This window comes from Paraburkholderia sp. BR10954 (assembly GCF_040965775.1).
GTDB lineage: Bacteria > Pseudomonadota > Gammaproteobacteria > Burkholderiales > Burkholderiaceae > Paraburkholderia > Paraburkholderia youngii.
This window is the reverse complement of the sequence record NZ_JBFRCK010000073.1, coordinates 1-11,346: the sequence shown is the minus strand read 5'-3', so window position 1 is coordinate 11,346 and position 11,346 is coordinate 1. Positions and strand designations below refer to the sequence as shown.

General features: G+C 58.5%; 9 protein-coding genes and 1 pseudogene. 7 read left to right on the top strand and 3 right to left on the bottom strand.

From position 1 onward, the window contains the following. Positions 1-523: 523 nt before the first annotated feature. The 4 genes and pseudogenes from AB4Y34_RS39040 to AB4Y34_RS39025 all read left to right on the top strand — a co-directional run. Complete coding sequence (locus AB4Y34_RS39040) at positions 524-1,237, top strand: helix-turn-helix domain-containing protein (protein WP_368719051.1); 714 nt, start codon at positions 524-526, stop codon at positions 1,235-1,237. 242 nt (positions 1,238-1,479) lie between these two features. After that, positions 1,480-1,896, top strand: coding sequence for a hypothetical protein (locus tag AB4Y34_RS39035; RefSeq protein WP_368719050.1), 417 nt, complete (start codon positions 1,480-1,482; stop codon positions 1,894-1,896). After that, entirely contained in the window at positions 1,893-2,393 is a 501-nt protein-coding gene (locus AB4Y34_RS39030) for a hypothetical protein (RefSeq protein WP_368719049.1), read from the top strand. Before AB4Y34_RS39035 ends, AB4Y34_RS39030 begins: the two co-directional genes overlap by 4 nt. 55 nt (positions 2,394-2,448) lie before the next feature. Then, positions 2,449-2,817, top strand: a pseudogene (locus tag AB4Y34_RS39025) (transposase); the annotation flags it as partial. A gap of 6 nt (positions 2,818-2,823) precedes the next feature. Here AB4Y34_RS39025 and AB4Y34_RS39020 read toward each other — a convergent pair. Continuing rightward, positions 2,824-3,432 (bottom strand): hypothetical protein, encoded by a 609-nt coding sequence (locus AB4Y34_RS39020; RefSeq protein ID WP_255215366.1) that lies wholly within the window; start codon positions 3,430-3,432, stop codon positions 2,824-2,826. Here AB4Y34_RS39020 and AB4Y34_RS39015 point away from each other — a divergent pair. Together AB4Y34_RS39015 and AB4Y34_RS39010 are read left to right on the top strand one after the other, a co-directional pair. Then, positions 3,388-3,663 (top strand): cyclic nucleotide-binding domain-containing protein, encoded by a 276-nt coding sequence (locus AB4Y34_RS39015; RefSeq protein WP_255215365.1) that lies wholly within the window; start codon positions 3,388-3,390, stop codon positions 3,661-3,663. The genes AB4Y34_RS39020 and AB4Y34_RS39015 overlap by 45 nt on opposite strands. A 133-nt stretch (positions 3,664-3,796) precedes the next feature. Beyond that, positions 3,797-4,084, top strand: coding sequence for a TIR domain-containing protein (locus AB4Y34_RS39010; RefSeq protein ID WP_368719052.1), 288 nt, complete (start codon positions 3,797-3,799; stop codon positions 4,082-4,084). 734 nt (positions 4,085-4,818) lie between these two features. Here AB4Y34_RS39010 and AB4Y34_RS39005 read toward each other — a convergent pair. Both AB4Y34_RS39005 and AB4Y34_RS39000 read right to left on the bottom strand, forming a co-directional pair. Continuing rightward, on the bottom strand, positions 4,819-5,799 hold the full coding sequence (locus AB4Y34_RS39005; protein ID WP_368719048.1) for a 4'-phosphopantetheinyl transferase superfamily protein: 981 nt from the start codon (positions 5,797-5,799) through the stop codon (positions 4,819-4,821). Between the two features lie 952 nt (positions 5,800-6,751). Beyond that, the gene (locus AB4Y34_RS39000; protein WP_176370029.1) at positions 6,752-7,012 is read right to left on the bottom strand and encodes a hypothetical protein; all 261 of its coding nucleotides are present in this window, start codon (positions 7,010-7,012) and stop codon (positions 6,752-6,754) included. 922 nt (positions 7,013-7,934) lie between these two features. Here AB4Y34_RS39000 and AB4Y34_RS38995 point away from each other — a divergent pair. Then, on the top strand, positions 7,935-11,346 hold a 3,412-nt coding region (locus AB4Y34_RS38995; protein WP_368719047.1), incomplete at its 3' end, for an amino acid adenylation domain-containing protein.

Sequence of the window (11,346 nt, the reverse complement as noted above, 5' to 3'; positions counted from 1 at the left end):
ACAGGGGTTCCTGCATCTCATCCATTCCGCGCATCGCATCCGCTGCCAAAGATCATGAACACGATATCCATAACGCCCGTCCCTCAAACCCCGTTTACACGGGACCCAAATTCAACAGCCTGCTAGGCGTTGTTCGAGCTTCTAGACAAACCTCCCCTGGAGCACTGAAGCCTGCTTTCGCTGAGCCCACGCTGCTATCGGTGGGCGCAGCAAGCCGCGTGCGCGGTAATTTGCCATTCGTGTTCAGGTCCGGCAGCGCCCACCTGTGTCCCAGAGTCTCCCAAGCATTCCGCAAAACGCGGGATTATAAGGCTGCCCGGTTCATAACGCTTATATAGGGTTTTCCGCTAGTAACGGCTCTGCAACCCTTACAGGCCGGACCTTGTACCCTTGAACGCCCGTGTAAATCCATTTGGCATTATCTCCATCAGCTTGCTTTAGAAAAAGCCGTTGTCTAGGATTCCTTCTCACAAGCTGTGCAGATAATGCCATCTGGATTATTTTTGCTAAGGAATGCAGCAAAATGTACGGACTCGATCTTGATGCAATTGAATATCTGACCGACCGGGACGGCAACCGGATTAAGGCAGTTGTGCCAACAACCATGCTGTCATCTCTCGTAGAGTTCTGGTGTGCCGCGCGCCGCGCTCAGACCGCCGACATTGAGGCGCATGTGAGGCCCGGCATGTTCAGGACTTCGCTCGCAGGCATGCAGGGCGTGGCTTTCGCGATACAGACAACTCCACCGCCTTCCTCCAAGTTGGACCAGCGATGGTCAGCCCTATTAGACCGACTGCCTGATTCCGCTGCACCGGAGTCACCACCTGAAACAAATCAAACCGACGAATCCCACGATTTAAAGCGCAAGCGTCCACTTACCAGGCAGACCTATTTCGCTCGAGAGTTTATAAGTCCTCCGCCTCAGGAAGTCATGCAAGCCGTTAATGCGGGTGTCTATTTTATCCGCGCATGGCGCGATTATCGGAATCTGACGCGCACAGACGTCGCCGAGTTAATGGGAAAGACCGTCGATACGATTAACTGGCATGAGAACGGTTACACGCGACCAACCGGTGTCACGCTCGCACGCTTCGCCGATATCTTCGACTGCCCGGTCGAGCAGCTGACTGCGCAACCCGGCAGCAATACGCAGCCTTGGCTGACCCTGATCTCCAATCCCGAGACACCCGGCGCGGAGCCGAAGCGGGAGCCGACCGCGCCCGAGGTAACCGACTAACCCGACGCCGTGCTCGCGCACCTGCTCGATGGCAAATCCCCGCTGACCGCCTGGCGTCTTTTCCGCCGCCTTTCCCTGTCGGAGCTTGGCGACCGCTACGGATCGACGCCCGGCAATATCCGGTAGATGGAAACGGCGAGCTACCTGCGGTCGAAGTCTATCGCGAAGCTCTGCCCGATACTGAAGTGCAAGCCTGAACATCTTTTGCGGCCCGCGGGCTTGACAATACGCGAGCAGGACGAATGTCCGGCAAGCCGCCGGATTACACAGGCGATGCGCTTTACTACCGCGACCGCGAGCAGGCGGCGCAGGCCCTTGACGCGTGTCACAGCGGGCACGAACCGGCCGGCTGGTTCCGTCACCCACAGAGTGGGCGGAGGCGCGAGAATGGCGACCCTGCACGCGACGGTGTCAGCGGCGACATGCTGATCACCCACGAGCACTCCGAGGCATTCGGACGTGTCCCGAAGATCGCGAACTTCCTGGTATCGGGTGCGAGCGACGAGTCGCCGCTGCCGTCGCTGCATGATTTCGAAGTTAGCTGGATGGGATCGAACGGATTCGTGCTGACCGGTATCGAGTTCATCAGGCAGACGGCCTATGCACAGTCGTCGTGGTGCCGGGTGCCCGACCGGCAGACGAGAACAGCGCCGCAATGAACTCGAAGTCGTGGGACACTGAGCCGCAACGCGCAGAGCTCATTGCGAACGGGCCTGAAATGCGTGACGCTGCTCAACGACTTTCAGGTCCGGTGCGCTATGTCGGTGTACCCGCCGATTATGTTCTCTACGGCGTCGATCGTCTCGATCTGGTGCCGTTCCCCGACTCATGGCGCGATGGTCACGTCGTCCCCGACGAACAGGGCATCGTGAATTTCTTCCTCTCGATGTTCAGCGACGCCGGCAACGAGATACGCGAGTCGCACGCACCGCTCGCGATGCTCCTTACTGCGCATGGCCTGAGCTTCGCGGGTAGGCTCGCGTCATGGCCCGCCCTGTGGTTCTTCGGCTTCGACTGCGGCCATGCCAGTGACTATTCGCTGGGCCTACATGAGATCCTCTGCAACACAGGGTATCTGCTCTGCTGCGCGTCCCCGACTTCGCAGGCCCCGCCTTCAATACCTATCGCACGTTTGATTATGTGCAATCCGAAGTGATACCCCTGACCTCGTGCACATAGAGGCCGTCGAGCTTCGCGCCGGCGAGCGCAGGGTGCACGTGACCCCCGCCAATGAACAGGAGCGCGCACAGGTAGCGGAGCTTGCGCGGCAGGTCCAGCAGGTAACGGGACGAACGGTCAAGGTGGCATTTGCCGATCAGGGATACACGGGCAAGGAGCCAGCGCAGGCTGCATTCGACGAGGGCATTGACCTTCAGGTGATCAAACTCGAAGAAACGAAAAAGGGTTTCGTTCTGCTCCCCCGCCGGTGGGTGGTCGAGCGCAGCTTTGGCTGGCTCAACCGTTTCCGGCGTCTCGCACGTGACTATGAACGGCTTCCCGAAACTCTCGCTGGGCTTCATTTCGTCGTCTTCGCAATGCTCATGCTTGTCCACGCCGTGCCAGTACTTCAAAGTTCCTAACACGCTCTAGACCCACGCCTCGTCGTTCTTCTTGTATGCACGCGACCGCGTAAGCTCGATACCCGTCGGTTTGCAGAAGTCGCACACCGTCTCGTTCATGAAGGCGCTATCGTCGTCGCAATCTGGACCGCGCAGGGGAAACGGCAATGCAACGTGGACCTGCCTGATATGCTCCAGAACGAATGCGCCTCTGCGAAACGGCATCACCAGGCATTCGGTCCATCCCGTCGCGATATCAGTCATCACAAGCGTGTGCATGAGCTCGCTGTCGACCTTGCCGCCACCACAATGCGGCACGAAATCGATCTCGAAATAGCCGGGTAGATGACCTGCGGTCGGACTCCGCTTTCTCACGTTCACCGACACACCGCGGACGGCGCTGCCGGCACCGAATTGTAGCCTGTCGTCCATTAGAATCATCGCTGCTGCTTGTTTCCCAAAAGCGGCACGGAGAGAGCAAGAATGATTGAGAGATTTTCTGGGGAAACGGGCAAACGCCTGCGTGTTGAAGCGTTCACGGGCCAGAAGCTCGTCGGCGGCGACAAAGATCTGGCCGCGGAGCTGGCCGACATGGCCGAACTGATTCAGGTCAAGACTTGCGACGTTATCATCCACCAGGACGCCACCGACAACGACGTGTATTTCATCGTCACCGGCGCGTTCGACATCGTCGTCAACCCTGCGCCGATCCGCCGGCGGTTCCCCGGCGATTCGGTCGGAGAGATGGCAGCCGTTGAGCCGATCCAGAAACGGTCTGCGACGGTTCGTGAGGCAGAGGATTCCCTTGTCGCGAAAATCACGGAACAGCAACTGAGCGAGCTCGGCAGCCGCTATCCAGACATCTGACGCCGGATGGCAAAAGAACTCTGGAAACGCCTGATCGGGGCGCAACCAGATCGTAAACGCGAAGTGCGACAAAATCCGCGTTTTCGTGATTTCGAGCGCTGAGGCGCTTGACGTCTCGCACCTGCTACAAACCATGTTCGCACACGGCAAGTTCCTGACAGTGCCATGGAACCAGGGGTGTTCAAGGTCGCAAACCATACGCGCGACGATATCGAACGTGAGCTGGTTTAGTGCGATTTCGCGGTGGCGATCGCACATGGCGACGACGTCACCAATGCCCGCGTCACTGAATGGTCGGCGCCCGCGCGATAACGTCGTTTTCGAGCTTGGCCTATCCATGGGGCGCCTCGGCCGCAAGCGCGGAATCCTGATGGAACCGCGCGGCGAGGGCGTCAAGCTTCCAAGCGACATGGCGGCGTGACGACAATCCGCTACGTCAACGGCGAAGAGAACGATCAGAGGCGAAGTTTGGCCCGGCTGCGACTGCGCTGCGCAAGCACATCATCAGCCTTGGAACGATTTGCTAAATATCCCCGAAATCGATCTCGAAGCCGAAGGTGGGTCGTGCCACCGCCAACGTAGTATTCGACTTCAGCTTGGGGGCAAACAAGTGGGGAATATCAATGGCTCTGACCGACGATTTGAAGAAATGGGTTAGTGAAACGTTCACTGGTGAGTCGGAAGTTCAAGAGAGTACTGGGTATAAGAATACGTCGACAGCCCGATGTGCGCTAAAATTGCCTCTGCCGTCCTCGACATTACAACTCGCGTCACCGCCGATGTCTACAACATGTTGGCTGACCAGTCGAAGTAGACGAATGGCGTTGACATGTGGGCTCCAGAGTATTGGGGGGGCATGGGAGTCTGGACATACACATCGACGTGGAAAGGGCAGTCCTGCCATTGCTAGCATGTCATGGTTGGCACTTGCCGTACGGGCAATCTCAATTTTTGGTATTTCTGGTCTCAGGAAACGGGCCGAATCTCACCAATTTCTTTTCTCTGCAACGGCGCTTTTGATCAGATTACGATGATTTTTGCACAGGTTATGCATTTCGGATGCGCCGACAGGCTGCTTTCGCTTCGCGCCAGCGCAAACTTTGGTCGGAGTTAAATTCTCGAAACGCTCAAGCTACATTGTGCCTACGCATCGCGTCAAGCGGCGTCGCGCGACCACGCGACACACGCGGCATAACCGCTCAGGGCACGAAGCCAAACTGCGTCGAGATTCGCAATCAGGTCGCGATTGCACACACTCTCCTCGGAAACTACGATGCTTGGCTCGTGCTGGCCGTCGCCAAGTACAGAAAACCATGTCATGCCTCCCCCGATGCCGACGCCACGTGCCTTCAACACTGCTTCCTTTGCCGTCCATACGTCATAAAATGCGTCGGTTCGTCTGTGCATCGGCAAAGCGCTCACGTGTGCCTCGTCGCGCGGCGCAAACACCGATGACGCGAGCTTCCTCCAGTTGATGTCATTGCGAGCAAATTCGATATCGACACCAACCGTCCGTCGCCGTGCAATTGCGACCAGACCATACTGCTCGGAATGCGAAACGTTAAAGTCGAGTTGTCGACCGGGGCCCCTTTGTATCGACTTATCGAGACGCGGTCGACCACCGGTGTCTAGCTCGAAACGCAATTCACTTGCCTTCAATTCTGTTCGTTCGGCCAGCAACTGACGCAGCACGACGCGCGTGATGGCACAACGCAGCGCATCGTCGCGGCGTCGGAAGCGCGCGACCTTCGCACGCTCATCGTCCGAGAGTGGAGCGAATGCGGGACAGTCGAGCGTCGCGCGAAAATCGAAGGTGATGAAAAAGATCTCAATATCTGCTGCCGAAGCACGTGGTACAGCGAGCTCGCGCACATCGAAAGCCGACGTTGCTGGGACAGTCATCAATTCGCTCCGATAGTGACGGTACTCTTGACGAGCGAAGCCGCGCCGCAGCGCCGACATGTGCTTCGCGACATTTTCAACGCGCTGCGCTGGATGGTGCAGGCCGGTGCATCTTGGCGCATGCTCTCGACCAGCTTCCCGCCGTACGAAATGTGCGAGTGCGACGATTGCTATCCGTCGCGCGCGCGATTGGGGTCCGTGCCAGCTGTTCGCTGCGAGAACCCAATACGTCAAGGACGCTCCTTGGATGATAACGGATCCACGGCCATGCCATCTCGATCCGTAGTGCCCGCACTCTCCGATTGCCTTGATTGCTGATGCCTTGGTGACCTGGCTCTCACCACTGTCACGAGGCTCAAACCGCCGCCAGAGCAGTTCCAGTGCCAGTCGCGAGCCACCAACGGCCCCAATGCCACTCAGGCGTTTGAGGCGATCGATTCGCTTCCGCTCGGCTTCGGGAGGCTCCCGAGCGTCTCCTTTTCCAGTGTCGCCAGTTACTGCTTAAGGAGCACCAGTTGTTCGCATTCGCGCAACAGCCGTCGCTGAAGTTCCAGTGATAGTGGCGTACCGTCGTGGCACCGTACCTCGCCGCGTGCCAGACGTGCGGTGAACTTCCGGCTGTCGACTCGCCCCCAGTAACCGAGCGTGACCAGTAGCTTGCACGTGCGCCGCCGGTGTTGCGGGACTTCCCTCTGCAGTTGCCCACGGTCGCGTATGACGTTGCACGACGTCGCATCGTGCGGCAACGGCACACGGATCGCGTGCATGCGATCCCGTTTACCATGCGGCCAACACACGCAGGTTAATGGCCAGCACGATTACTTCCATTCGGTGCGTCTTGTCGCGCCACTTCTGTCGTTCAACAGAGATGCTCGCGGGATCGACAAGACAGCTTTCGATCCCTCGACCTTGCAAGGCATGACAGATCCAGAACGCGTCCTAGCCGGTCTCATAGCTTAGGGCAATCCATAGCATCTGGCAACGCCCATTTCTGCCGCTGCTGTCCAATCAGGGACAGCGCCGCCTCCAGACGTGATGCAGCCCGTGACTGCGTGACCGTATGCACGGCTGGCCGATCTTAGCTAGCTGGCCCCCATCTCAGCGTTCGATTGCTTGAGAAGCTCTTTAAGACTGCAATATGCGACAGCTTGTCGTTCCATTCTTGCGCGAGTGTGTCGGTGACAGGTCAGTTACTTGGATGGACCAGCATGAAGCACCGTTGCGCAAGATCTGCGTCGACCCGCGCGCGTTCTATAGCGCGCAGGCGTAACCGATCGGCTTCAGCGTGACGCGCTTCGAGTTCCCTGCGTATCTCCCCTGCCAAGTCATCGGCAGCCGGAGTCATCGACGCGACGATCAACGCGCAAACTGCTTCACCCGATCGGCGCTCCGTCAATTGACTGGCAGGAAGGTTCTCCAAGAGCGTCTTGTGCTTGATCGCAGACATACTAGGCTTCCTGTCTTCCGCGTAGCGTAACGGAGTCGGAAAAGCGACCACAACGACTGCGGATGGCGCCTCCCTGCAGAACGGGCGCACCCTCGCGAGGTGGCAACGATCGCGCGACTTCATACCCGCGACCATGCGTCTTGGGCTCGGTGCACTAGATAATTGGCCGACCTCAACCAGTGCCGCCTCGTATTCGTACTCCTTCTCGGATCCGCCCGCAGAAGTCGTTCGATTCATGCTTCTGGGTCGGGCACTGCCGGATGAATAACTCCCAACGCTCTGGAGCTTCGGCGAAATTCGGTGCCGTTCAAAGCCTCAGAAACTGGGCGATATTAGAAAATCGCTAGGACATCGAAAAAACATTTGATATCAATGCGGTGCGCGATCGGTGGCATGATGGTAACCATTCCGTACGGCCCACAGTGTCTGATTTGCTTGTGCGCGCACAAGGTTTTTCACTGATAGGGGCGTATGTGCGTCGGGAGGCGAATTCCAGAAGGTCGGGTACTTTATTCGGGTTTGCAAAAGTAGTTGTGTTGCCTTGTCTATGTCGCCGATCGGCGCAAACGCAAATGCATGAGCGATAGTTTGGCTGGGGCAAGGCGGCAAAGATACATCTGCGGGTGGGAGTCGTGATTTGAAGCGGCGGGCTCAGCTTCTTCTCGCAGATAGCCGTCGAATTGATGCGCATGCGAACGCTTGCCATTCTGGCGTGTATGGGAGAAATCGCGACATCAGCAGCGCCGGATATTTGTTCGTGAGTCGCTGGGAACTCGTCAACGCGCCGGCTGTGTCAAATAGCGAGCGCGTGTTCACGAACCCGCATTCAGCGGCAGCATTGCCTTCGATGCTTTCCGTGGCGGTGTCGTCGTAACGGCGGCACGCTTGGCCAAATGACTCCGGTCTTGGCTAGGAGATTAAGATGTTAAATCGTATTCCGTTGGTGCGCCCGGATCATCGGGCGAATAAACGGTTAACCTTATCAAACGCGTCTACCGTTATTGTCGGTAGCGGTACGCTGGCCATTAGGTGCGCTCAGCTAGCCAAAGAGAGGGGGCATGTGATCCGCGCGGTGCTTTGCGCGGACTCCCGGCTTTCCGATTGGGCCACTGGTGCCAATATCCTATGTTGTAGCAGCGTCGACGAGCTCTCGGCATTTCTAGATATTGAGCCCGTTGAATATATATTTTCTATCGCCAATCCGTTCATATTGCCAATGGGTGTGCTTAGGAAAGCACGTCAAGGCGCTTTCAATTACCATGACGGCCCCCTACCTCAATATGCGGGAACTCATGCCACTTCTTGGGCGTTGCTTGCCGGCGAAAGCGAGTATGCAATTACTTGGCATTGTATGGATCAAGGCGTTGATACTGGTGACGTGGTCGTTCGGCGTCAGGTTTTAATAACGCCGACCGACACCGCATTGACTCTAAACATTAAATGTTATGAGGCTGCTATCGAGGGGTTTCGCGAGTTGCTGATTGGATTGACCGACGGGGCCCTCGATATACGTCCGCAAAGGCTGCTGGACAGGAGCTACTTTCCGAGACATCGGAGGCCCGATGTTGGGGGCTGTTTACGTTGGGATCGATCTGCGGAAGATTTGTCTGCAATGGTGCGGGCCTTGGATTTCGGAGCAAATTATCCAAATCCGTTAGGATTGCCAAAGATTCTCTTAGTCAATGATCTTGTGGCAGTCAAACGCCTAAAGGTTCTGGATCGATGCTCGGATGAGCTTCCGGGTTCCTTGCTGGGGATCTACCGTTGGCATTGGCGTGTTGCGACAGCTACGCATGATGTGGATGTTTGGTTTTCTGGCCCGGACGGTCAATCTATCGACGCGTCGGCGCTCGCGAAGCATCACGGTCTGGATACAGGAGACCGTCTTCACATATTCGGTGAGGACCAGGCGTCGAGCATTACTTCCGAGCTCGAAATGTTAGCCGCGCAAGAGGCATTTTGGCGACAGCGGCTTGCGGGGTTTAGAGCGTTGCAGCTTCCCTTTTTTTCGTCGTCGGCTTTGGCCACGACGAAATGGCAGTCAAGTTCGGAGATTGCTTTTAGCGCTTTGGCTGAATTGCCGCCGATCGAGCGCATGGTACACATAGTGGTCGGCTGGCTAATCTATCTTGCCCGCATCTCAGGTGAATCTGAGCTTCAGTTGGGATGGAGTCCTACACTCAACGTATCGGGAGGTGCATCGGAAGCGACAGGGTTGCATATTGCCGGAGTCGTGCCGATGAAAATTGTAGTTGGTCTCGATGAGGCTTTTGCAGAGGTGCTTAGGACAGTTAGGACCGAATTCGCTTTGCTTCGAGCACACAAAAGTTTTGCTGGGGATCTCGTTGCGCGCTACCCGGCGTTAAAGAACATAGAGGCACTTCGATCGCGGTGCGCGTGGCCGATTGGTATCACGATAAGGGAAGGTGCTTCTTCGCATGAGCCACGATCAGCGCCTAATTCTGGAATACCTCGTTCGGGCAACGTGCTGACGCTTGAAGTGTGCTCTTTGGACGGTAGCTTTCGATGGCATTTCGATAGAAGCCGCTTGGCACCGGAGAATGTCGAACGTATCACACGGCATTTGGAACAATTGTTGGGTGCTGTGATGGCCGAGCCCCGGCAGCCGGTGGGCCGCATCGACATCCTGCCGGCGGCGGAGCGCCGGTATCTGCTGGAGGAGCTGAACCGCACGGAGGTGGCGTATCCGTCGGAGCGGTGCATCCATGAGCTGTTCGAGGCGCAGGTGCGCCGGGCACCGGAGGCGGTGGCGCTGGTGCATGAGAACGAGAGACTGAGCTATGGGGAGCTCAATGCGCGGGCCAACCGGCTGGCGCACCATCTGGTCGGACTGGGGGTGAGGCCGGACCAGCCGGTGGCGATCTGCGTGGAGCGCAGCGCGGCGATGGTGGTGGGGCTCTTGGCGATCCTGAAGGCGGGGGGCGCGTATGTGCCGCTGGATGCGGCGTATCCGGGCGCGCGGCTGCGGCAGATTCTGGGGGAGGCGGCGCCGCGGCTGGTGCTGGCCGATGCGGTGGGGCGTGCGGCGCTGGGCGGGAAGGCGCTCGCTGGCGTGGGGCTGGTGGAGCTGGAGGCGCAGTCACCGGCGTGGGCCGGGCAGCCGTCATCGGATCCGGATGCGCGCGCGCTGGGCCTGGGTCCACGTCATCTGGCCTATGTGATCTACACGTCGGGCTCCACCGGCACGCCCAAGGGCGTCATGGTCGAGCACAGAAACCTGTTGAATTATTTGCAATGGTCACATCGCAGTTATTACGAAGAAGCTTTGAATGGTTCGCCGATACTACATTCGTTGAGCTTTGACGGCATCGTTACAACTTTATTCGGGCCCCTGTTGGCAGGCGCAAGGCTGCACCTTCTAAAACCTGCTGTTGAAACTGATTTACTTTCTGCTGCTAACGATGGTCGGGTCTACGATTTGATCAAGCTGACGCCTTCGCACCTGAGCCTGTTAAACAGGCAACTGGAGTGTTACGAAGGTCCGGCTCCGACTAAGGCACTGATGGTTGGTGGGGAACCGTTAGTACCTGCGGATATTCAGTTTTGGCGAAAGCGCTTCCCGCATGTGCGTCTGATCAATCACTTCGGTCCTACAGAAGCGACAGTTGGAAGCGTCACATTCGAAATATCCAAAGTTATCGATGGATCCGCCTCTATCCCGATCGGCCGTCCGATCGCGAACACGCGGGTGTACGTGCTGGACGGTCATGGAGAGCCGGTGCCGTTCGGGGCGGCTGGGGAGCTCTACATTGGCGGGGCGGGGGTCGCGCGTGGCTACCTGAGCCGCCCCGAGCTGACAGCAGAGCGGTTCATCGCCAGTCCCTTTGTGGAGGGCGATCGGCTGTACCGCACGGGGGACCTGGCGCGGTACCTGCCGGATGGCAATCTGGAGTTTCTGGGGCGCATCGACGAGCAGGTCAAGATCCGGGGCTTTCGCATCGAGCCGGGCGAGGTGGCCGCGCACCTGTGCGGGCATGCATGGGTACGCGAGGCGGTGGTGGTGGCGCGCGAGGAGCGGGCCGGCGAGCCGCAGCTGGTGGCCTATGTGGTGGCCGCAGCGGAGGCGCAGGAAGCGCAGCTTGCGGGGACGCTGCGCGCGCATCTGGTGGGGCAGCTGCCGGACTACATGGTGCCGGCGGCGTTCGTGCCGCTGGCGGCGCTGCCGCTGACGGCCAACGGCAAGCTGGACCGCAAGGCACTGCCGGCGCCGGCTGACGATGCCTATGCGCGGCGGGGCTACGAGGCGCCGCGCGGGGAGCTCGAGACGGTGCTGGCGCAGCTGTGGGCGGAGCTGCTGGGTCTGGAGCGGGTCG

Bases quoted from the DNA above. Each gene is read 5' to 3' on its own strand.
- AB4Y34_RS39040 (WP_368719051.1), top strand. From the start codon at position 524: ATGTACGGACTCGATCTTGATGCAATTGAATATCTGACCGACCGGGAC.
- AB4Y34_RS39030 (WP_368719049.1), top strand. From the start codon at position 1,893: ATGAACTCGAAGTCGTGGGACACTGAGCCGCAACGCGCAGAGCTCATT.
- AB4Y34_RS39035 (WP_368719050.1), top strand. From the start codon at position 1,480: ATGTCCGGCAAGCCGCCGGATTACACAGGCGATGCGCTTTACTACCGC.
- AB4Y34_RS39000 (WP_176370029.1), bottom strand. From the start codon at position 7,012: ATGTCTGCGATCAAGCACAAGACGCTCTTGGAGAACCTTCCTGCCAGT.
- AB4Y34_RS39015 (WP_255215365.1), top strand. From the start codon at position 3,388: ATGGCCGAACTGATTCAGGTCAAGACTTGCGACGTTATCATCCACCAG.
- AB4Y34_RS39010 (WP_368719052.1), top strand. From the start codon at position 3,797: ATGTTCGCACACGGCAAGTTCCTGACAGTGCCATGGAACCAGGGGTGT.